19 protein-coding genes and 1 pseudogene are annotated in these 22,373 nt (G+C 58.0%); 10 read left to right on the top strand and 10 right to left on the bottom strand.

All coding sequences use genetic code 11. The features are described 5' to 3' along the window. Nucleotides 1–82: 82 nt before the first annotated feature. Nucleotides 83–2,674: a glycosyltransferase gene (locus tag AC1DWM_RS03960; protein WP_223511936.1), complete on the bottom strand. Its 2,592-nt coding sequence runs from the start codon at nucleotides 2,672–2,674 to the stop codon at nucleotides 83–85. Nucleotides 2,675–2,906: 232 nt separating this feature from the next. On the opposite strand from AC1DWM_RS03960, the gene tcdA reads away from it, so the two are divergent. Beyond that, on the top strand, nucleotides 2,907–3,719 hold the full coding sequence (gene tcdA, locus AC1DWM_RS03955) for a tRNA cyclic N6-threonylcarbamoyladenosine(37) synthase TcdA (protein ID WP_477794661.1): 813 nt from the start codon (nucleotides 2,907–2,909) through the stop codon (nucleotides 3,717–3,719). Between the two features lie 86 nt (nucleotides 3,720–3,805). Here tcdA and AC1DWM_RS03950 read toward each other — a convergent pair whose 3' ends face one another. From AC1DWM_RS03950 to map, 9 genes and pseudogenes are all read right to left on the bottom strand, one after another. Further along, nucleotides 3,806–4,210, bottom strand: coding sequence for a SufE family protein (locus AC1DWM_RS03950; RefSeq protein ID WP_477794660.1), 405 nt, complete (start codon nucleotides 4,208–4,210; stop codon nucleotides 3,806–3,808). Beyond that, entirely contained in the window at nucleotides 4,207–5,412 is a 1,206-nt protein-coding gene (locus AC1DWM_RS03945; RefSeq protein ID WP_223511933.1) for an aminotransferase class V-fold PLP-dependent enzyme, read from the bottom strand. The genes AC1DWM_RS03950 and AC1DWM_RS03945 overlap by 4 nt, the downstream gene beginning before the upstream one ends. A 139-nt stretch (nucleotides 5,413–5,551) precedes the next feature. Continuing rightward, nucleotides 5,552–6,586: a 2,3,4,5-tetrahydropyridine-2,6-dicarboxylate N-succinyltransferase gene (dapD, locus tag AC1DWM_RS03940; protein ID WP_223511932.1), complete on the bottom strand. Its 1,035-nt coding sequence runs from the start codon at nucleotides 6,584–6,586 to the stop codon at nucleotides 5,552–5,554. Between the two features lie 34 nt (nucleotides 6,587–6,620). Beyond that, nucleotides 6,621–6,983, bottom strand: a complete 363-nt coding sequence (locus AC1DWM_RS03935) for an ArsC family reductase (protein ID WP_477794659.1) — start codon at nucleotides 6,981–6,983, stop codon at nucleotides 6,621–6,623. A 446-nt stretch (nucleotides 6,984–7,429) separates the two neighbouring features. Further along, the gene (locus AC1DWM_RS03930) at nucleotides 7,430–8,176 is read right to left on the bottom strand and encodes a zinc metalloprotease (protein ID WP_477794658.1); all 747 of its coding nucleotides are present in this window, start codon (nucleotides 8,174–8,176) and stop codon (nucleotides 7,430–7,432) included. A gap of 2 nt (nucleotides 8,177–8,178) precedes the next feature. Continuing rightward, on the bottom strand, nucleotides 8,179–8,964 hold the full coding sequence (locus tag AC1DWM_RS03925) for a M12 family metallopeptidase (protein ID WP_477794657.1): 786 nt from the start codon (nucleotides 8,962–8,964) through the stop codon (nucleotides 8,179–8,181). Between the two features lie 162 nt (nucleotides 8,965–9,126). Further along, nucleotides 9,127–10,326: a succinyldiaminopimelate transaminase gene (gene dapC / locus AC1DWM_RS03920; RefSeq protein WP_223511925.1), complete on the bottom strand. Its 1,200-nt coding sequence runs from the start codon at nucleotides 10,324–10,326 to the stop codon at nucleotides 9,127–9,129. A 158-nt stretch (nucleotides 10,327–10,484) separates the two neighbouring features. Then, a pseudogene (locus AC1DWM_RS03915) lies at nucleotides 10,485–13,181 on the bottom strand ([protein-PII] uridylyltransferase); the annotation flags it as partial. Nucleotides 13,182–13,230: 49 nt separating this feature from the next. Then, nucleotides 13,231–14,013 carry a type I methionyl aminopeptidase gene (map, locus tag AC1DWM_RS03910; RefSeq protein ID WP_223511921.1) on the bottom strand — a complete coding sequence of 261 codons (783 nt, stop codon included), beginning with the start codon at nucleotides 14,011–14,013 and terminating at the stop codon, nucleotides 13,231–13,233. A 372-nt stretch (nucleotides 14,014–14,385) separates the two neighbouring features. Between map and rpsB the strand changes: the two genes are divergently transcribed. The 9 genes from rpsB to AC1DWM_RS03865 all read left to right on the top strand — a co-directional run. Beyond that, on the top strand, nucleotides 14,386–15,123 hold the full coding sequence (gene rpsB / locus AC1DWM_RS03905) for a 30S ribosomal protein S2 (protein ID WP_003219330.1): 738 nt from the start codon (nucleotides 14,386–14,388) through the stop codon (nucleotides 15,121–15,123). A gap of 191 nt (nucleotides 15,124–15,314) precedes the next feature. Then, on the top strand, nucleotides 15,315–16,178 hold the full coding sequence (tsf, locus tag AC1DWM_RS03900; RefSeq protein WP_007949329.1) for a translation elongation factor Ts: 864 nt from the start codon (nucleotides 15,315–15,317) through the stop codon (nucleotides 16,176–16,178). Nucleotides 16,179–16,389: 211 nt separating this feature from the next. Further along, on the top strand, nucleotides 16,390–17,133 hold the full coding sequence (gene pyrH / locus AC1DWM_RS03895; protein WP_003172271.1) for a UMP kinase: 744 nt from the start codon (nucleotides 16,390–16,392) through the stop codon (nucleotides 17,131–17,133). Next, a complete protein-coding gene (gene frr, locus AC1DWM_RS03890) occupies nucleotides 17,130–17,687 on the top strand; it encodes a ribosome recycling factor (RefSeq protein WP_033056300.1) in 558 nt (185 codons plus the stop codon). The genes pyrH and frr overlap by 4 nt, the downstream gene beginning before the upstream one ends. A 13-nt stretch (nucleotides 17,688–17,700) precedes the next feature. Continuing rightward, a complete protein-coding gene (uppS, locus tag AC1DWM_RS03885; RefSeq protein ID WP_223511919.1) occupies nucleotides 17,701–18,456 on the top strand; it encodes a polyprenyl diphosphate synthase in 756 nt (251 codons plus the stop codon). Further along, nucleotides 18,456–19,262 (top strand): phosphatidate cytidylyltransferase, encoded by an 807-nt coding sequence (locus tag AC1DWM_RS03880; RefSeq protein WP_452625127.1) that lies wholly within the window; start codon nucleotides 18,456–18,458, stop codon nucleotides 19,260–19,262. Before uppS ends, AC1DWM_RS03880 begins: the two co-directional genes overlap by 1 nt. Beyond that, on the top strand, nucleotides 19,259–20,449 hold the full coding sequence (ispC, locus tag AC1DWM_RS03875; protein ID WP_223511916.1) for a 1-deoxy-D-xylulose-5-phosphate reductoisomerase: 1,191 nt from the start codon (nucleotides 19,259–19,261) through the stop codon (nucleotides 20,447–20,449). Before AC1DWM_RS03880 ends, ispC begins: the two co-directional genes overlap by 4 nt. 53 nt (nucleotides 20,450–20,502) lie before the next feature. Next, complete coding sequence (gene rseP, locus AC1DWM_RS03870) at nucleotides 20,503–21,855, top strand: sigma E protease regulator RseP (protein ID WP_223511915.1); 1,353 nt, start codon at nucleotides 20,503–20,505, stop codon at nucleotides 21,853–21,855. 75 nt (nucleotides 21,856–21,930) lie between these two features. Beyond that, the coding region (locus AC1DWM_RS03865) for a POTRA domain-containing protein (protein ID WP_477794656.1) at nucleotides 21,931–22,373 on the top strand (443 nt) is incomplete at its 3' end.

Here is a 22,373-nt window from a genome sequence, read left to right as displayed (position 1 = left end):
ATTGGTGCTGGGCGCGCAAAATGGCGGTTATCTTAAAGCAAAACGGCGACCATTGGCCGCCGTTTAGTGCATCCGTACAGATTTAGACCGCCGGTGCCGGCTCCGGCTCGGCTGCCGGTTTCGGCAGCGAAGACAGGAACGCCATGATCAGGGCCGCCAGGTACGGCAGCGACTGCACCAGCAACATGGTCACCCAGAAGCGCATATCGTTGCTCGGCAAGCCGTTGACCAGGAAGATCCCCAGCGCCGCGCCCCACAACAGCAGCATGATGAACATCTCTTCCCGCGCCTCCGAAATGGCCACCCAGAAGCCGTGGTTGTCGGCGTTTTTCGGCGTGCGGAAGAACGGAATGCTGCTGGTGAAGAAGCCGTACAGCACCGCTTTGGCGATGGTGTGCGACAACGCCAAGCCGGCCAGTGCCGCGCAGAAGGCATCTTTCAGGTTCACGCCGACGGCACGGCGATAAAGGAAGATGATCTTGCCAACCTTGAACACGAACAGCGCCAACGGCGGGATCGCGAAAATCAGCAATGGCGGATCGACCCGCTGCGGCACGATGATCATCGCCGCCGACCACAACAACGCGCCGACGGTGAAGAAGATGTTCATGCCATCCGCGACCCACGGCAACCAGCCCGCAAGGAAGTGGTAACGCTGACCACGGGTCAACTCGGTGTCCTTGCCGCGCAGCAAGCTGGCGGTGTGACGCTTGATGATCTGAATCGCGCCGTAGGCCCAGCGGAAACGCTGTTTCTTGAAGTCGATAAAGGTATCGGGCATCAAGCCTTTGCCGTAGCTGGTGTGGTAATACGCCGCTGACAGGCCTTTTTCGAACACGCGCAGACCCAACTCGGCGTCTTCACAGATACACCAGTCGGCCCAGCCCAGTTCCTCAAGCACCGAGCGCCGGGTCATGGTCATGGTGCCGTGCTGGATGATCGCGTCACGGTCGTTACGGGTGACCATGCCGATATGGAAGAAGCCTTTGTATTCCGCGTAGCAAAGCTTTTTGAAGGTGCTTTCGTTCTGATCGCGGTAATCCTGCGGCGACTGCACCACCGCGATTTTCGGATCGGCGAAGTGCGGCACCATGTGCTTGAGCCAGTTCGGGTCGACGCAGTAGTCCGAGTCGATCACCGCGATGACTTCGGCATCCTTGGCTGTATGCGGGATCAGGTAATTCAGCGCGCCACCCTTGAAACCGGCCAGCGGGGCAACGTGGAAGAACTTGAAGCGCGGGCCGAGGGTTTCACAATAATCGCGCACCGGTTCCCAGACCGCCGGGTCCTTGGTGTTGTTGTCGATGATCAGGACTTCGAAGTCCGGATAGTCGAGGTTGGCCAAGGCGTTGAGGGTCTGTTTGACCATCTCCGGCGGCTCGTTGTAGCACGGCACATGGATCGAGACTTTCGGTCTGTAATCCGAATCGCCCACCACCGGCAGGAATTCACGCCGGCGCTTGTGGGTCCAGACTGCTTCGGCCAGTTCATGGGCCTCGGTCAACAAAACAATAAAGACCCCGAGTGCACCGAGGGCCAGGAGGAATCCGACGGTCAGGCTGAACCAGGTGCTGTATTGCTGGCTGTAGTCGTAACCGATCCACACCAACACCGAACCGCAGAGGAATGCGATGAAGGTCAGGAAGGTACGGCCACGCTGGCGCAGGGCCGAGCCATCAATCATCAACAGGGTCAGGGACAGCAACGCCAACACGGCCGAGCCGATCGCCAGCACCCGCCATTGCGGGATCGCGACCACCGGGCCTTCGAAGTTGAATTTCTGCTGGCGCGCGGCGTTGAACACGCCCCAATACGCGCCCACAGAGCCTTCGTCGCTGGCCTTCCACGGCTGGTCAAACGCTTCGATCACGAAGTAGTTGAAACCCTGGCGGTTGAGCTTGTTGACCAACGTGCGCAGGTAGATCGCCTGATCCGCCGGGCTGGCATCGGTGCCGCCACGCATACGGCCATTGCTCGGCCAGCCAACCTCCGAAAGCAGCAGCGGTTTTTTCGGGAACATCTTTTTCAGGTCACGGGCGCGGTCGAGGACGAACTGACCGGCCTTGTCCACCGGGATAAATTCCCAGTAAGGCAATACGTGCGCGGCGATCAGGTCGACGTGTTTGGCCAGTTCCGGGTGTTCTTCCCAGACGTGCCACTGCTCGGAGGTGGTAACCGGCACTTTCACGGCCGCGCGGACGCGATCCAGCAGTACGCTCAGTTCAGCGGCGGTAATTTCCTTACGGAAGATCGCCTCGTTGCCTACAACCACGCGAACCACACTGCGGGACGTGTTGGCGATTTCGATGGCACGAGTGATTTCGCGCTCATTGCGCTCCTGGTCCGGGCTGATCCAGATTCCCAGTGTCACGCGCAGGCCGAATTCTTCTGCCAGCTTGGGAATATCTCCCAGCGTACCGTCGACCGAGTAAGTACGGATGTTGTCCGTCAGCTTGCTCATGATCTCCAGGTCGCGACGCATTTGATCGTCGGTGGGGTATTGCTCTTTTTGTGGGTACTGGCCTTGTTGGTACGGCGAGTACGAGAAGCCGGCGATCTGTTCAGGCCAGTTGGGGGCGGTGACCGGGCGATTGATCAGCGCCCAGAAGCCGGTAAACAAGGCTGCGATGGCGAGCACCACGACCAGGTTGAGTCCAAATTTACGCGATGACATAGCTATTTCGGGTTCCGGAGGCAGTGGAACGAAGGAACGGTCGGCAGGACGGCTGCCAAAGGACTTGGAGGGCGCGCATCCTACACCGTGCTTTCACTTACCGTACATCAGGCAGGGAAAAGTCTGACGTTGGGCAATTCCGTTTCACATAAGTTCTTACACTTGTAGCCAGAAGGTTAAAAGTTCTCGCGCTGTGGCCCTATAATGCGCGCCGGTTTTTGGGGTATTGGTCATGAGCACAGAAGATCCGCGGTTTGCAGGCATCGCCCGTTTGTATGGCATCGAGGGGCTGGAGCGCCTGCGCGCGGCGCATGTGGCGATCGTTGGCGTTGGTGGCGTCGGTTCGTGGGCGGCGGAAGCCGTTGCCCGTTGTGGCGTGGGCGAGATTTCGCTGTTTGACCTCGACGATGTCTGTGTCAGCAACGCCAACCGCCAGTTACATGCACTGGACAGCACCGTCGGCAAACCGAAGGTCGAAGTGATGGCCGAGCGCCTGCGCGGGATCAACCCGGACTGCACGGTGCACGCGGTGGCGGATTTCGTCACCCGCGAGACCATGGCCGAATACATCACGCCGAACATTGACTGCGTGATCGATTGCATCGACAGCGTTAACGCGAAGGCTGCGCTGATTGCCTGGTGCAAGCGTCGCAAGATCCAGATCATCACCACCGGCGGGGCGGGTGGGCAGATTGATCCGACGCTGATTCAGGTGTGCGATTTGAACCGTACGTTCAACGATCCGTTGGCGTCGAAAGTGCGCTCGACCTTGCGTCGCGATTACGGCTTCTCCCGCACCGTGACCCGCCATTACAGCGTGCCGTGCGTTTTTTCCACCGAACAACTGCGCTACCCGAAACCCGATGGCAGCATTTGCTTGCAGAAGAGTTTTGTCGGGGATGGCGTGAAGCTGGACTGTGCCGGCGGGTTTGGCGCGGTGATGATGGTGACGGCGACGTTCGGCATGGTCGCGGCGACCAAGGCTGTGGATAAGATTGTTGCTGGGGTTCGGCGCCCCTCGGATCGGGTTAAACCTGAGGTTTGAACACAATCCACTGTAGGAGCTGGCTTGCCAGCGATGGCGGCATCCCTGACACACCGCGGTGCCTGGATCGCCAGCAAGCCGGCTTCCTACAGAGCTAATTCGCGCATGCGTTGCAATACGGCGTTGAGGCCATTACTGCGCGACGGCGATAGCTGCCGCGAAAGCCCAAGCTGATTGAACCACTCCGGCAAATCCACCTGCCGCAGCTCAGCCGCCGACAACCCGTTGACCCGCGCCAGCAGCAACGCCACCAACCCGCGAATCAACCGCGCATCGCTGCTCGCCGCAAACTGCCAATGTCCATCCTGCAGTGTGCCCACCAACCAGACCTGACTTTCACAGCCATGCACCCGGTTGGTGTCGACTTTATCCACATCGCTCAAAACAGGCAGGCGGTCACCCCACTGCATCAACAGCCGCGCCCGCTGTTCCCAGCCAGCCGCGTTTTGAAACGTATCCAGCGCCGTCACCGCGTCGACAGGCAAGCTCATCGCAACAGCTCCAACGCCTGATCCAGCGCTTCAAAAAACCGCTCCAGGTCTTCGGAATCGTTGTACAGCGCCARCGACACCCGAATCGCCCCGGCCAGCTCGAAGCTCTTGAGCAACGGCATGGCGCAGTGATGTCCCGCCCGAACCGCAATCCCCTGTTCGGTCAGCAGATGCGCCAGATCAGAGTTATGCACACCCTCGACGACAAAACTGGCCAGCGCCAGTTGCGGCTTGCCCAGCAGCCGAATGCCATTACGTGCTTCAAGACCTTTCAACAAATAATCATGCAACGCCGCTTCATGCGCAGACACTGCTTCCTGATCGAGGGCCGCCAGATAATCCAGCGTCGCCCCCAAACCAATCACACTGGCAATCGGCGGCGTTCCTGCCTCGAAACCCAGCGGGGCAGGGCGAAAGCGAGCACTTTGGTAGTCCGCATCCAGCACCATTTCGCCGCCAAATTGCCAGTGGCGCAGTTGTTTCAGCGCTTCATTGCGCCCGTACAACACACCGAGTCCATCGGGACCGTAGAGCTTATGACTGGAAAATACATAAAAGTCGCAACCCAGCGCCTGCACGTCATGTCGACCATGCACTACGCCTTGAGCGCCATCGACCACAGTCAATGCGTCGTTCGCCTTGGCCATCGCCAATAAAGCGGGCAACGGCTGCCAGGCGCCAAGCACGTTGGACAGCTGACTAACCGCCAACAGGCGGGTTTGCGGACCGATCAACTGCGCGGCGGCACTCAGATCGATCAAACCGTCGGCATCCAGCGGCAGGATCACCAGTTTCAGCTCGCGTCGCTGGGCCAGTTGCTGCCATGGCAGCAAGTTGGCGTGATGCTCCAGGGCGCTGATGACAATCTCATCGCCCGGATTGAAAAGCGGTTCCAGGCCATACGCCAGGAGGTTCAGCGCAGAAGTCGCGCCGTGAGTAAAAATGATCTGCCCGCCATCGCCGGCATTCAGCCATTGGGCGACCTTGCTGCGGCTGGCCTCGAACGCCTGGGTGGCATGGGCGCCGGGCAAGTGTTGCGCTCGATGCACATTGGCTGCGCCATTGGCGTAGTAATGCGTCAGGGCATCCAGCAGGGCTTGTGGCTTTTGCGTGGTGGCGGCGTTGTCCAGATAGGTCTGGCCTTGCCGTTGCAGAGCGGCGATGGCCGGAAAATCGGCGCGCCAGGGAGAGGAAATCATCATGCTGTCGGGCCCTGGTGAACATGGGCGGATGTACGCCTGACCCGTAGGAGCAAAGCTTGCTCGCGAAGCTTTTGGCGGCCTCAGGGGCCCCATCGCGAGCAAGCTCTGCTCCTACACAGGTAATCGTTCGACGCTCTGCTTAGTTGTGAGCGTGCAGCGCTTCGTTCAGTTCGATGGCCGATTTGTGGGTTTTACACTCCACGGCTCCGGTCTCCGAATTGCGGCGGAACAACAGGTCAGGTTGACCGGCCAGTTCACGCGCCTTGACGACTTTGACCAGCTTGTTGTGCTCGTCCAGCAGCGCCACTTTGGTGCCAGCGGTCACGTACAGGCCCGACTCAACGGTGTTGCGGTCGCCCAACGGGATACCGATACCGGCGTTCGCGCCGATCAGGCAGCCTTCGCCGACCTTGATCACGATGTTGCCACCACCCGACAGCGTGCCCATGGTCGAGCAACCGCCGCCCAGGTCCGAACCCTTGCCGACGAAAACACCTGCCGATACACGACCTTCGATCATGCCCGGGCCTTCGGTGCCAGCGTTGAAGTTGACGAAACCTTCGTGCATCACGGTGGTGCCTTCGCCCACATAAGCGCCCAGGCGGATACGCGCCGCGTCAGCGATACGCACGCCAGCCGGAACCACGTAGTCGGTCATTTTCGGGAACTTGTCCACCGAGAACACTTCCAGCAACTCGCCACGCAGACGGGCTTCCAGTTGATGCTCAGCCAGTTCGGACAGGTCGATGGCGCCCTGGCTGGTCCAGGCCACGTTCGGCAGCAACGGGAACACGCCGGCCAGGTTCAGGCCGTGCGGCTTGACCAGACGGTGGGACAGCAGGTGCAGCTTGAGGTAAGCCTCAGGCGTGGAAGTCAGCTGAGCGTCTTCGGCCAGAATGGTCGCGACCAGCGGCTTGTGGCTCTCGGCCAGACGGGTCAGCAGCGCGGCCTGGGCAGCGTCGACGCCTTTCAGTGCTTCAGCCAGTTGCGACGCCTGGGCGGTGCTGAACGCGATGGCCTGATTGCCTTCGGTGTAGCCCAGAACCGGCGCAATGGCCGCGACCAGTTCGGCCGACGGGTTGAGCAGTGGCTGTGCGTAAAACACTTCCAGCCATGCGCCTTGACGGTTTTGAGTACCAACACCAAAGGCCAGGCTAAACAGGGTAGTGGACATGTAAATAACCTCTAACAAAATTGAACGGGCTGGCTTAATTGAGCGCTGCCGCGTAGATATCTGGCTTGAAGCCAATCAGGGTTCGGTCACCGAGATCAAGCACCGGGCGCTTGATCATCGAGGGTTGTGCGAGCATCAGTTCGATGGCTTTCGGCTGGTCGAGATCGGCTTTGCGTTCGTCGTCGAGCTTGCGAAAGGTCGTGCCTGCACGGTTCAACACCACTTGCCAGCCGTGCTCGTCGCACCATTGGGTCAGGTGTTCACGGTCAATTCCGACCGCTTTGTAATCATGAAAGTCATAGCTGACAGCGTGTTCATCGAGCCAGGTGCGCGCCTTTTTCATGGTGTCGCAGGCTTTGATGCCGAAAAGGTGCAACGTTTTGCTTGAAACGGTCAAGGAATTGCCCCCTTTGCAGGTGCTGGAAAAAAATGGTGACGGATTATGCCATGGAAGCGCAAAAGCTGTGGGAGCCGAGCTTGCTCGCGATAGCGTTTTAGCATTCAACATTTTTGCTGGCTGACAGTCCGCTATCGCGAGCAAGCTCGGCTCTCACAGGTGTTGCGGTGCTTCAGAGCGGTCCGCAGCGGCGTGCGACATTGACGTAAGGGCCTTCGCGCAGTCTAAGCGACAAATATGGCACTTCGAAGCTGCCGATTACCTTCGCCGTTGCGGCAGTACTGTCGCCGGCGCAAGCCCAAGCGCTGGCATTTCAGATGGATCTTCTGGTGCGACGTTTGTGGCTCAAGGCGCCGCGGGCACGACGCCTTGAGTTGTATAGCCTCAGCCGTCGTCACCCGATTGGCGATGACGTGTCGCGAGAGGTGTTAGGGGGGACGCTGGATTCACTCGCTTTCGGGATACGGATAAGCCTTGGACATAAAGGCTTTATCCTTTTCGCTGAGGCTAAAATTGTGCCAAATCTGGAAGTCACCTTCGGTCCATTGCTGAAGGATGGGATAGTGCATGATCGAAAGCGGATCGTAGGGTGAGTAGTTGACCTCGCTCGCGTCGAGGAGATTGAAGTAGCGTTGGTCAACCTCACGCCGTTGGAAATTGTCTTCGCTAGCGTCTTCGGGTACGCCATGTGCTGCATAGACAGCTTTCTTGTTCCACGGAATAGTCATCTCGGGGTGCAGGTGTTCATGTTCGGCACCCAGTGCATGGCCGAACTCGTGCATGACATAGTGGTTGAAAAGTGGGATATGGAGCATCCAGTCTCCGATCACCATGGTGGGTCCATCTTCCGTCAATAGCGCGTCTGTCCCGATATTGGACCAATAGGTTGAAGGATCGGTGCGGATACGGATATCACCTTCTTCACCTTCGACGAAGTCGAACTTGAGGTTGATGTGAGGTAACCAGTTACTTGCGGCAGCCTTGACCCCATCCTTGAACGCTTGACCACCGTTCAAAAAAGCAATGCGCAATGTACGGCCTGGCGCCCAGAATTTGGTGTGTCGGGCTACTGCTCTTTTTTTGCGACTGGAAGAAGTGCTTTGGCGGTTCGCTGGGTTTTCAGTAATTGCCACCTCGTAGGAGGTAGTCGGGTCTACCGAGTGTTCGGAGAAGCAATAGGGTAAATCATTCATAATTAAACATCCGTGTTTGGTTTGTTTGAAGGTGAATCAGGTGGGCTGAAGTCAGTTAATATTTTTTTTGGATAGAATTCGCCGATGGATTTTATATCTTGTTCACTCAGTTCCGAGTAGGTACCTACTTCCCAGATGCCATCTGTAAACTCCTTGTCTACGGGGTAGTGCATAATCGAAGTTTTGTCGTAAGGAGCGACTCGCGAACTGTCTGTTCCTTTTGTTGTAAATAACTGATCGTCTACCAGTTCTTTATCCCAGCCGAATTGCGTAGCATAAGCTTTATAGACTTTTGGTTTGTTCCACGGGATGTTCGCTTGAGGGTGCTGGTGTTCGTGCTCCAGGCCCAGCGCATGACCGAACTCATGCAAAACAGTCACCTTGAAGTCAGGATCTGAAGGTTTTAGACCTATGTACATTGTGGGTTGGCCTGCCTCGACGGTCAGGGCGTCGGTGCCAATACTGGAGCCGTTCAGTGTCGTGTTTGTCGAAATCCGGATGTCCGCATTGGCTTCCTTGGATAATCCGAAAATCAGGCTGACGTGTGGGTCCCATTGCCAAATCAGTTGTTCGATGGCGTCTTGTAGTGCCTCGGGTGGGTTATCGATGAAAGCTATTGTTAACCAGCGATGTTTTGGCCAAAGTTTTGTGTGGTTGGCGATTGTACTAATAGCGATTTCTCCGGGTGCATGTTTAGGTGCGTTGTCCGGGTTTGCTTTAATGGCTGCTTCGTATGATGCTTGTTCGCTGACAGGATTGAATGCTATGCAGGATGATAGTTTGCACATGTCGAACTTCCTTGTTCTGGGTTGTTTTAGTGTGATGTTTTTAACGTGTGATGATACTAAGTCTGGCGAGTTAGTTTATCAAAGCGGTATTTTGCGTGGGTTGTTTCAGAGTGTTCGCTAGTTGAGCTTGCCCCCTCATTGCAAGGGGGCAAGTTTGTGATATTACTTTTGGCGTTTTATAAAGGCGCGAATACGCTCGGCCGCTTCGACACATTCGGCCAACGGCGCTACCAACGCCATCCGCACACGACCTGCGCCAGGATTAAAACCGTCAACTTCACGGGACAGATAAGAACCCGGCACCACCGTCACATGTTCTTCAACGAACAGATCACGGCAGAACGCTTCATCATCGCCGTCAACATCGGGCCACAAGTAAAAACCGCCATCCGGACGCTGTACGTCCATCACCGGGCCGAGAATTTCCAGCACGGCATCGTACTTCTCGCGATACAGCACGCGGTTGGCGCGTACATGCACTTCGTCATTCCACGCGGCAACGCTGGCCAGTTGGGTCTGAACCGGCATCGCGCAACCGTGGTAGGTGCGGTACAGCAGGAAGCCTTTGAGGATATCGGCGTCGCCAGCCACGAAACCCGAGCGCAGGCCCGGCAGGTTGGAGCGCTTGGACAGGCTGTGGAACACCACGCAACGCTTGAAATCCTTGCGGCCCAGTTCCACGCAGGCGCTGAGCAGGCCGGCCGGCGGGGTTTGCTCGTCGAAATACAGTTCGCTGTAGCACTCGTCAGCGGCGATCACAAAGTTGTATTCGTCGGCCAGGGCGATCAACTTCTTCAGGGTCTCGACCGGGATCAGTGCGCCGGTCGGATTGCCTGGCGAGCACAGGAACAGGATCTGGCAACGCTTCCAGATGTCCGGCGAAACCGCGTCGAAGTCCGGGTTGAAGCCGTTTTCATCCAGGCATGGCAGGTAGTGCGGCTTGGCTCCGGCGAGAAAGGCCGCGCCTTCGTAGATCTGATAAAACGGGTTCGGGCTGACCACCAAGGCGTCTTCGCCACGGTTGACCACGGTCTGGGTAAATGCAAACAACGCTTCGCGAGTGCCGTTGACCGGCAGCACGTTGCGCGCCGGGTCGAGCCAGCCGCTCGGGACGCTGAAGCGGCGTTCGCACCAGGCGGCGATGGCTTCACGCAGCGCCGGGATGCCGAGGGTGGTCGGGTACACGGCCATCTGATCCAGATTGCTGGCCAGGGCTTCGGCGACGAAGGTCGGCGAGCGGTGCTTTGGCTCGCCGATGGACAGCGCGATAGGGCGTTTGTCCGGGTTTGGCGTGACGCTGCCGAGCAGGGCGCGGAGCTTCTCGAACGGGTAAGGCTGGAGCTGGTTCAGAGCGTTGTTCATGGGGGCCTCGTTCAATGTGGGAGCTGGCTTTTGTAGGGGCCGGGCTTGCCCGCGATGCAGGCGCCTCGGTTTGTCAGGTGCACCGAGGTGATGCTATCGCGGGCAAGCCCGGCTCCTGCATAAGCGCTTTCCCACAGGGAAAGTTGGTTAATTMAGATACTGAGTCGTGACAGTTTGATATCGGGCTCGTGGCTGACGCTCAGCTGCTCAACGATTGCATCCTGCAAGCGGCTGCACAGCAGCGGGTCGGATAGCTGCTGGTTGTTGGCGTCGGTAATGAAGAACACGTCCTCCACCCGCTCGCCCAGCGTGGCGATCTTGGCGTTTTGCAGCGACAGGTCGAACTCCAGGAAAATCGTGCCAATGCGCGCCAACAGGCCCGGACGGTCGGGAGCCGTGAGTTCCAGCACGGTCACCGGACGCTGGGCGTCGTTGTGGATCGTCACCTGTGGCGCAAAGGCGAAATGCTTGAGCTGGCGTGGCACACGGCGCTGGATGATGGTCGGGTAGTCAGCCGGGTTGCGCAGGGCTTCGGTCAGTCCGTCGCGAATCTGTTTGACCCGCGCCGGGTTGTCGCCAATCGAGTCGCCGTCAGTGTCGAGCACGATGTAGGTGTCGAGGGTGAACTGGCTGCTGGAGGTGATCACCCGGGCGTCGTGAATGTTCAGGTTGAGCTGGTCCATCGCGGCCACGGTCACGGCGAAGAAATCGTGCTGGTCCGGCGCATAAATAAAGATCTGCGTGCCGCCTTCGAATTCGCGCTGAGTGGTTTCCTTGATCAGCACCAGTGGCCCGCCGTCGGCAGGTTGTTGCAGGATCGCGTCGGTGTGCCAGGCCACGTCGCCGGCGGTGTGACGCAGGAAATAGTCATCGCCCAGTTGCGACCACAGCTGTTCGACGTCGTCCGGATCGTTACCGCCGCGCACCAGGATGTCCAGGGCGGCGCTCTGGGTCTGGCGAATTTGCATTTCACGATCGACCGGATTTTCCAGGCCACGGCGCAGGGCGCGCTTGGTCTCGGTGTAGAGCTGGCGCAACAGGCTGGCGCGCCACGAGTTCCATAGAGTCGGGTTGGTCGCGTTGATGTCGGCCACAGTCAGTACGTACAGATAATCGAGGCGGGTTTCGTCACCGACAGCCTGTGCAAAATCGTGGATCACCTGCGGGTCGGATAAGTCCTTGCGCTGAGCGGTGGTCGACATCACCAGATGGTTTTGCACCAGCCAGACGATCAGGCGGCTGTCCCATACCGGCAATTGATGACGCTGGCAGAAAGCTTCGGCATCCACCGCGCCGATTTCCGAGTGGTCACCATGCCGGCCCTTGCCGATGTCGTGGTACAGGCCGGCCAGGTAAATCAGCTCGGGCTTGGGCAGTTTGCCCATGAGCTTGCTGGCCAGCGGGAATTTTTCCGACACTTGGGTGTACTGCAACTTACGCAGGTGTTTGATCAGGTTCAGGGTGTGCGCGTCGACCGTATAGATGTGGAACAGGTCGTGTTGCATTTGGCCGACAATGAAACCGAACTCCGGCAAGTAGCGCCCGAGAATGCCGTAACGGTTCATCCGGCGCAGGTTGCGGTGGATGCCGATCTTGCACTTGAACAGCTCGATAAACAGGCTGGTATTACGAATGTCGTTACGGAATTCGTCGTCGATCAGGTGACGGTTTTCGCGCAGCAGACGGATGGTATCGGCGCGCACGCCTTTGATTTCCGGCTGCTGGGCCATCAGCACGAAGATTTCGAGCATGGCGAACGGCGTGCGACGGAATACGTTGTCGTTGCGTGCCTCGATGTAGCCGTCGTGCAACTGGAACCGCGAGTTGATGGGCTGTGGCGGCGCTTCATCATCCGGGGCGAGGATGACTTCTTCGAAGTGCTGGATGATCAGGTCGCTGAGCTGCGCAATGCTCATGACCACCCGGTAGTACTGCTGCATGAAGTTTTCGATGGCTTGCTTGGCGTCATCGCCAACGAAACCCAGCAGCCCGGCAATCGAACGCTGGTGATCGAACAGCAAGCGATCCTCGGAACGACCGGCGAGCATGTGCAGCGCGTAACGGACCTTCCACAGAAACTCCTGGGATGAGGCCAGCAGCGCGTTTTCGCTCTCGACCAGAAAACCTTCGCCAGCCAATGCGCGCAGGTTCAGGGTGCCGTATTCGCGACGGGCCACCCACAGAATCGTCTGGATATCCCGCAGGCCACCGGGCGAGCCTTTGACGTTGGGTTCCAGGTTGTATTCCGTGTCGTTGTATTTGTGGTGACGGGCCTTCTGCTCGGCGCGCTTGGCCAGGAAGAAGTCCTTGCTCGGCCACATGTGCGCGGTGCTGGTAACGTCCAGCATGCGCTGGCGCAGGCGTTCAGGGCCGCAGATGGTGCGGCTTTCCATCAGGTTGGTAACAACCGTCAGGTCGGCGCGGGCCTCAACGGCGCATTCGTCCACCGAGCGAACGCTCTGACCCACCTCCAGGCCGATGTCCCACAGCAACGTCAGAAAACGCTCGATGGAATCGCGGAAAACTTCGTGGTCGGCGCTGTCCAGGAGAATCAGCAAATCGATGTCGGAATACGGGTGCAACTCACCGCGACCGTAGCCGCCGACCGCGACCAGCGCGATGCCGGCGTCTGCACTCCAATTGAACTGCTCCCAGGCCTTTTGCAGGATGTTATCGACGAACCAGGCGCGATCCTCGATCAACCGGCGAATTTCGCGGCCGCTGCGAAAGCGCCCGTCGAGCACCTCGCGGGCTTGGCGGATCGCCTTCTTGAAGGCCGCGATCGGGCTTGCCTTCAGGGCCAGTTCAGCCTGGAACTGGCCGCGATCGAAGAGTTCGGGATCCACCTGCGGCATCGATTGGCTTTCCTGTCTATCTATAAGGCTGAGAGCTGCACGGGTCGGATCAAGCCGAAACGCGGGCGATGGTGTCATCGCTACGCAAGGTGAAGATCTCGTAACCGGTTTCGGTGACCAGCAGGGTGTGCTCCCACTGGGCCGACAGCTTGCGGTCCTTGGTGATCGCGGTCCAGCCATCGCCCAGCACCTTGGTGTCGGCCTTGCCCTGGTTGATCATCGGCTCGATGGTGAAGGTCATGCCCGCTTTCAGTTCCATGCCAGTGCCGGCGCGGCCGTAATGCAGGATCTGCGGCTCTTCGTGGAACACCTTGCCGATGCCGTGACCGCAGAACTCGCGAACCACCGAGAAGCCGTTCTTTTCCGCGTGCTTCTGGATGATTTCGCCGATGTCGCCGAGGCGGCAGCCGGGTTTGACGATTTCAATCGCTTTGTACATGCATTCCTGGGTCACTTGCGACAGGCGCTCGGCCCAGACCGGCACGGTGCCGACGTGGAACATGCGGCTGGTGTCACCGTGGTAGCCGTCCTTGATGACGGTGACGTCGATGTTCAGCGTGTCGCCATCCTTCAACGGCTTCTCGTTCGGAATACCGTGGCAGACCACGTGGTTGATCGAGGTGCAGATCGACTTCGGGTAACCCTTGTAGTTGAGCGGGGCAGGAATGGCTTTCTGCTCGTTGACGATGTAGTCGTGGCAGATCTGATTCAGTTCATCGGTGGTGACGCCCGGTTTGACATGTTCGGCAATCATTTCCAGCACATCGGCGGCCAGTTTGCCGGCGATGCGCATTTTTGCGATGTCCTCTGGGGTTTTGAGGGTGACGGTCATACAGGCTCTCTTTGCGCTCGACGGCGCTTGTGAAAACGAAATGGGCGGTGTGCGATTGATCTTCGCGGCCCTGAAAAACCTGATTCTATCAGACGATCAGCGCAAATCTGAGCCTCTGTGCGTCGCATCTCTCTATAGATTGGCGCATTCTTGAGCGATTCCAAGGGGCGATTAAAGACGCGTGTCAGGTTTTGAGAATCCGGGTTCCGTTTTTTGCAGCCTTGTGGTATAAAATGCGCCGCTTTCCGGGGATACCCCGAAAGGCTTAAATCCACACACGTGTCGACACGATGACCTGGGTGCCTTCAGCTGATGCTGCTGGTTGGTCATTGGGATACGTGGAGGCCAAACCCGACTTATTAAGGAACTATCATGTCCCAAGTCAACATGCGCGATATGCTGAAGGCCGGTGTGCACTTCGGTCACCAAACCCGTTACTGGAACCCGAAAATGGGTAAATACATTTTCGGCGCGCGTAACAAGATCCACATCATCAACCTTGAAAAAACCCTGCCAATGTTCAACGAAGCTCTGACTTTCGTAGAGCGTCTGGCCCAGGGCAAAAACAAGATTCTGTTCGTCGGCACCAAGCGTTCCGCTGGCAAGATCGTTGCTGAAGAAGCAGCACGTTGCGGTTCGCCGTACGTCGATCACCGCTGGTTGGGCGGCATGCTGACCAACTTCAAAACCATCCGTGCTTCCATCAAGCGTCTGCGTGACCTTGAAGTGCAAGCCGAAGACGGTACGTTCGCCAAGCTGACCAAGAAAGAGGCGCTGATGCGCACTCGCGACCTGGAAAAGCTGGACCGTTCCCTGGGTGGTATCAAGGACATGGGCGGTCTGCCAGACGCTCTGTTCGTTATCGATGTTGATCACGAGCGCATCGCGATCACCGAAGCCAACAAGCTGGGCATCCCGGTTATCGGCGTAGTCGATACCAACAGCAGCCCGGAAGGCGTTGACTACATCATCCCAGGCAACGATGACGCAATCCGCGCTATCCAGCTGTACATGGGTTCGATGGCTGACGCTGTAATCCGCGGTCGCAACCACGTTGCTGGCGGCACCGAGCAGTTCGTTGAAGAAGCTCCGGTAGCAGCAGCTGAGTAACTGACGCCTTGGCGTTGACTCAGTAAGCAAAAAGGGGGCTTGGCCCCCTTTTTGCCACCTCGAAAACCGTTTGTCGGCCCCGCACTTGCAGAGCTGTAACGTGCAGCGGCTTACAACGGTGGTTCGGGAAGAATTGATCGCCCGTTCGATCGGGTGGAATGGTTGAAAACCTATCCAAGAGGATTTTGAAAATGGCAGCAATTACTGCAGCGTTGGTTAAAGAACTGCGTGAGCGTACCGGCGAAGGCATGATGGATTGCAAGAAAGCCCTGGAAAAGGCTGACGGCGACATCGAAAAAGCCATTGATGATATGCGTGCTTCCGGCGCAATCAAGGCTGCCAAGAAAGCAGGCAACGTGGCTGCTGAAGGCGCTATCGCTCTGAAAGAAGACGGCAAATCTGCTGTTCTGCTGGAAGTAAACTCGCAGACTGACTTCCTGGCCCTGCAGGACGACTTCAAGGCATTTGTTGCTGCTAGCGTTGAAAAAGCGTTCGCCGACAAACTGACTGACGTCGCTCCGCTGATCGCCGCTCAAGAGGCTGATCGCCTGGTACTGGTTGGCAAGGTTGGCGAGAACGTCAACATCCGTCGCTTGGTACGCGTTGAAGGTGATGTTGTTGGTGGTTACCTGCACGGCAACAAGATCGGTGTTGCAGTTGTCCTGAAAGGCGGCAACGTTGAACTGGCCAAAGACATCGCTATGCACGTAGCGGCCAGCAACCCAGAGTTCCTGCTGCCTTCGGAAGTTTCTGCCGAAGCGATCGAGCGTGAAAAAGCTGTGTTCCTGCAGCTGAACGAAGAAAAAATCAAAGGCAAGCCAGAAAACATTGTTGAAAATATGGTCAAAGGCCGTATCAGCAAGTTCCTGGCCGAAGCGAGCCTGGTTGAGCAGGCGTTCGTCAAGAACCCTGAAATCAAGGTTGGCGAACTGGCCAAGAAAGCCGGTGCTGAAATCGTTTCTTTCACCTACTTCAAAGTAGGCGAAGGCATCGAGAAGCCAGTAGACAACTTCGCTGAAGAAGTTGCTGCCCAGCTGGCTGCTGCCAAGTCGTAAGACGGTTTTTTAAACTGTCGCCCTGAAGAGGCTGCCCGCTTACGCGCGCAGCCTCTTTTCAGATGGGCTGCCAATTTTTTAATTGGTTTCCCTTTGGAACTGGCTTACAAAGCCATGTTCCGATGGCGTTGAAGCAGCGCCAAGCTAGAGTGAGCGCAGCTGTAAACAGCTCGCAAAGAATTTTTAAAATACGCCGCAGGAGAGATTCGCAATGGCTCAGCAGGGCAGTGGTTATCAGGCTCGCTATAAACGCATTCTACTCAAGCTTAGCGGCGAGGCCCTGATGGGCTCGGAAGAGTTCGGGATCGATCCGAAAGTTCTGGATCGCATGGCGCTGGAAGTCGGCCAACTGGTCGGTATCGGTGTTCAGGTCGGTCTGGTGATCGGTGGTGGCAACCTGTTCCGCGGTGCTGCGCTGAGCGCGGCCGGCATGGATCGGGTGACTGGCGACCACATGGGCATGCTGGCCACTGTGATGAACGCGCTGGCCATGCGTGATGCGCTGGAACGTGCCAATATCTCGGCCATCGTGATGTCGGCGATCTCCATGGTGGGCGTGACCGATCACTATGATCGTCGCAAAGCCATGCGCCACCTGAACGCCAAGGAAGTCGTGATTTTCGCAGCCGGTACAGGTAATCCGTTCTTCACCACGGATTCGGCGGCCTGCTTGCGTGCAATCGAAATCGATGCCGATGTCGTGCTCAAGGCGACCAAGGTCGATGGCGTCTACACCGCTGACCCGTTCAAAGACCCGCATGCCGAGAAGTTCGATCATCTGACTTACGATGAAGTGCTGGATCGCAAGCTGGGCGTGATGGATCTGACGGCCATTTGCCTGTGCCGCGACCACAAGATGCCGCTGCGCGTCTTTAACATGAACAAACCCGGCGCCCTGCTGAATATCGTGCATGGCGGCGCTGAAGGGACCCTGATCGAGGAAGGCCAACAATGATCAATGAAATCAAGAAAGACGCTAAAGAGCGTATGCAGAAATCCGTCGAATCGCTGATGCACAACTTCGGCCGTATTCGTACCGGACAGGCGCACCCAAGCATTCTTGAAGGCGTGATGGTGCCGTATTACGGTTCCGACACTCCGATCAAGCAGGTGGCGAACATCACCGTCAAAGACGCCCGTACCCTGCAAGTCGTCGCCTTTGAACGCAACATGCTGGGTGCCGTCGACAAAGCCATCGGCAGTGCTGGTCTGAACCTCAACCCGACCAACCTGGGTGAGTTGTTGCTGATCTCCATGCCGGCCCTGACCGAGGAAACCCGCAAGGGCTTCACCAAGCAGGCTCGCGATGTCGCTGAAGACGCCCGTGTTGCGGTGCGCAACATCCGTCGTGATGCGAATAGCCAGCTCAAGGATCTGGTCAAGGAAAAGGAAATCAGTGAAGACGAAGAACGTCGCGCCACTGGCGAGATCGATGATTTGACCAAAAAGTTCGTGGCAGAAATTGACGCGAATCTGGCTCAGAAAGAAAAAGACCTGATGGCCGTATAAGGGTCGCGTTTTCATGGAAAAGACCAAGCAGACTGTGCCGTCCGCGGTGCCGCGCCATGTCGCGATCATCATGGATGGTAATAATCGCTGGGCGAAGAAGCGCTTTATGCCGGGTGTCGCCGGGCATAAAGCGGGCGTGGATGCAGTTCGTGCGGTGATCGAGGTGTGCGCTGAGGCCAAGGTCGAAGTGTTGACCCTGTTTGCCTTCTCCAGTGAGAACTGGCAGCGTCCCGCAGATGAAGTCAGTGCCTTGATGGATTTGTTCTTCAAGGCATTGCGTCGCGAGGCCAAGCGCCTCAATGACAACAACATCAGTCTGCGGATCATCGGTGATCGCTCGCGCTTTCATCCCGAGCTTCAGGCTGCCATGCGTGAAGCTGAGGCGATGACCGCCGGTGCCAACCGCTTTGTATTGCAGATCGCCGCCAATTACGGTGGTCAGTGGGACATCGCGCAGGCCGCTCAGCGTCTGGCACGGGAAGTTCAGGCCGGGCATCTGCGTCCGGAAGACATCACCCCTGAATTGTTGCAAACCTGTCTGGCCACCGGCGATCTGCCGTTGCCGGACTTGTGCATCCGTACAGGTGGTGAGCACCGCATCAGCAACTTCCTGCTGTGGCAGCTGGCTTACGCCGAGTTGTACTTCTCCGACCTGTTCTGGCCGGACTTCAAACACGACGCCATGCGAAACGCGCTGGCCGATTTCGCTTCTCGCCAGCGCCGCTTCGGTAAAACGAGCGAGCAGGTCGAGAATGGAGCCCGGGTTTAATGCTTAAACAACGAATCATCACCGCACTGATCCTGCTGCCGATCGCTTTGTGCGGGTTTTTCCTGCTTGAAGGTTCCAGCTTTGCGCTGTTCATCGGGTTTGTAGTGACGCTCGGCGCTTGGGAATGGGCGCGGCTGGCCGGCTTCACTGCTCAGCCGATTCGCGTTGCCTATGCCGTTGTCGTCGCGTTGATGCTGTTTGTCATGTACATCCTGCCGGGGTTGGCGCCTTGGGTGCTGGGCGCTTCAGTGCTCTGGTGGGGTGTGGCAACTTATCTGGTGCTGACGTACCCGCGCTCCAGCGAGCACTGGGCCAGCGCCGCCAGCAAACTGGTGATCGGTTTACTGATCCTGTTGCCGGCCTGGCAAGGCTTGGTCCAGATCAAGCAGGCGCCCTTGGGGAACTGGTTGATCATGGCGGTGATGGTGTTGGTCTGGGGTGCCGATATCGGTGCGTACTTTTCCGGCCGGGCCTTCGGCAAGCGCAAGCTGGCGCCGCAGGTCAGTCCTGGCAAGAGCTGGGAAGGCGTATACGGCGGTTTGTTGCTGAGTCTGCTGATCACGGCGATTGTCGGTTTAGTGCGCGACTGGAGTTTCGCCCAGATGCTGATGGGGTTGATCGGTGCGGCAGTGATCGTCTTCATCTCGGTGGTGGGCGACCTCACCGAGAGCATGTTCAAGCGTCAATCGGGCATCAAGGACAGCAGCAACCTGCTGCCGGGGCATGGTGGTGTCCTGGATCGAATCGACAGCCTGACGGCTGCGATTCCAGTATTCGCTGTGCTGTTGTGGATGGCCGCACCGTGAGCCGCCCACAACAGATTACTGTCTTGGGGGCGACCGGTTCGATTGGTCTGAGCACCCTCGACGTGATTGCTCGTCATCCGACGCGTTACCAGGTTTTCGCCTTGAGCGGGTTCACTCGCCTGAGCGAGTTGTTGGCCTTGTGCGTGCGTCATACGCCGCGGTTTGCTGTTGTGCCGCAAGCGAGCGCCGCCCGAACCCTACAGGACGATTTGCGCGCGGCTGGCCTGTCGACTCGTGTGCTCGTAGGGGAGGATGGACTGTGTCAGGTTGCTTCTGATCCTGAGGTCGATGCAGTCATGGCGGCGATCGTTGGCGCGGCGGGTTTGCGTCCGACCCTGGCGGCAGTCGAGGCCGGCAAGAAAATACTGCTGGCTAACAAGGAAGCGCTGGTGATGTCCGGGGCGCTGTTCATGCAGGCCGTGCGCAAAAGCGGTTCGGTACTGCTACCGATCGACAGTGAGCACAACGCGATTTTCCAGTGCATGCCACAGGATTTCGCCCGTGGGCTTGGCGCGGTCGGCGTGCGTCGGATTCTTCTTACCGCCTCTGGTGGTCCGTTCCGACAGACACCAATGGCCGAACTGGCGCATGTTACGCCTGACCAGGCGTGTGCCCACCCGAACTGGTCAATGGGGCGCAAAATTTCGGTCGATTCCGCCAGCATGATGAACAAGGGGCTCGAGTTGATCGAGGCCTGCTGGCTGTTCGACGCCAGGCCGTCCCAAGTCGAAGTCGTGATTCACCCTCAGAGCGTGATTCATTCTCTGGTCGACTACATCGATGGTTCGGTGCTGGCCCAGTTGGGCAATCCGGATATGCGCACGCCGATCGCAAACGCCCTGGCCTGGCCGGAGCGTATCGACTCGGGCGTGGCGCCGCTGGACCTGTTTGCCATTGCGCGTCTGGATTTCCAGGCCCCCGATGAAGAGCGTTTCCCTTGTCTGCGCCTTGCGCGTCAGGCTGCGGAGGCTGGCAACAGCGCACCGGCGATGCTTAATGCTGCGAATGAAGTGGCTGTCGCGGCGTTTCTCGACGGGCGGGTTCGCTACCCGGAAATCGCGAGTATTATCGAGGAAGTGTTGAACCTCGAGCCTGTCGTTGTGGTGGAAGATCTCGAGGCGGTGTTCACGGCCGACGCGAAGGCGCGAGTTCTGGCCGGGCAATGGTTGAGTCGTCACGGGCGATAAGTGCTGCAATACGTTGGCCCATGCGGCACTGAATAGGATTGCGGAGAAAGTAGATGAGCGCGCTCTATATGATTGTCGGCACCCTGGTGGCTTTGGGTGTGCTGGTTACCTTCCACGAATTCGGCCATTTCTGGGTCGCACGTCGCTGTGGGGTCAAAGTGCTGCGTTTCTCCGTAGGCTTCGGCATGCCGCTGCTACGCTGGCACGACAAGAAAGGTACTGAGTTCGTCGTGGCTGCCATTCCATTGGGCGGCTACGTGAAGATGCTCGATGAGCGGGAAGGCGAAGTGCCGGCCGATCAGCTCGAGCATTCCTTCAATCGCAAATCTGTCCGTCAGCGTATCGCCATCGTGGCCGCAGGTCCGATCGCCAATTTCCTCTTGGCAATGGTGTTTTTCTGGGTGTTGGCGATGCTCGGCAGCGAGCAGGTGCGGCCAGTCATCGGCGCAGTCGAGTCCGGCAGTATTGCCGCCAGGGCCGGTTTGAGCGCTGGTCAGGAAATCATTGCCATTGATGGCGAGCCAACTTCCGGCTGGGCGGCGGTGAATCTGCAGCTGATTCGTCGTCTTGGTGAGAGTGGTTCACTTCAATTATTGGTGCGTGAGCAGGGCTCCACGACGGACTCTCCTCGCGAGCTGGCGCTGGATAAATGGCTCAAGAGTGCTGACGAGCCGGATCCGATTCGTTCGTTGGGTATTCGTCCCTGGCGTCCGGCGCTGCCTCCCGTGTTGGCCGAGATTGATCCGAAAGGGCCAGCGCACGCCGCGGGTCTGAAGACCGGTGACCGGTTGCTTGCTCTTGATGGCAAGGCGCTGGATGACTGGCAGCAAGTGGTCGACACCGTTCGTATGCATCCGGATACCAAAATCATGCTGCGCGTTGAGCGTGATGGTGCTCAAATCGACGTCCCTGTTACGTTGGCCGCTCGCGGCGAGAGCAAGGCGCCTACCGGTTATATGGGGGCCGGAGTGAAAGCGGTCGATTGGCCGCCAGAGATGATTCGCGAAGTCAGTTACGGCCCGGTGGCGGCAATTGGAGAGGGTGCACGCCGCACCTGGACCATGAGCGTACTGACCCTCGATTCACTCAAGAAAATGTTGTTCGGCGAGCTCTCGGTAAAAAACTTGAGTGGACCGATAACCATTGCTAAAGTGGCGGGCGCTTCTGCCCAGTCGGGCGTTGCTGACTTCCTGAATTTCCTTGCATATCTGAGTATTAGCCTGGGGGTTCTGAATTTGTTGCCCATTCCTGTACTGGATGGGGGGCATCTGTTGTTTTATCTGATTGAGTGGGCGCGTGGTCGTCCCTTGTCAGATCGGGTGCAGGGTTGGGGGATACAGATCGGTATCAGTTTGGTGGTCGGGGTGATGTTGCTCGCTCTGGTCAATGATTTGGGCCGTCTGTAACAACTTCGCTGAATTGCGAATCTGCCGCATTTTGCGGCAGTTTGTTTATTGCCAGTTGGAATAAGAAAGGACTTCATGAAACGTCTGCTGCTAACTGCGGTTCTCACCGTATTGATGATCGCCGAAGTTCACGCCGAGTCCTTCACTATCTCTGATATTCGCGTCAATGGCCTCCAGCGGGTCTCCGCGGGTAGCGTCTTTGGTGCTTTGCCGTTGAACGTCGGTGAACAGGCGGATGATCGTCGCCTGGTGGAATCCACTCGTGCGTTGTTCAAAACCGGGTTCTTTCAAGATATCCAGCTGGGCCGCGATGGCAACGTCCTGGTCATCACGGTAGTCGAGCGCCCGTCGGTCGCCAGTATCGAGATCGAGGGTAACAAGGCGATCTCTACTGAAGACCTGATGAAAGGCCTCAAACAATCCGGTCTGGCTGAAGGCGAGATCTTTCAGCGTGCCACGCTCGAAGGTGTGCGCAACGAACTGCAGCGCCAATACGTCGCCCAGGGTCGCTACTCCGC

Source organism: Pseudomonas sp. P4_C8, from assembly GCF_056401975.1.
Note: the sequence above shows the minus strand (reverse complement) of the source record. Positions and strands in the feature narration are given on the sequence as shown.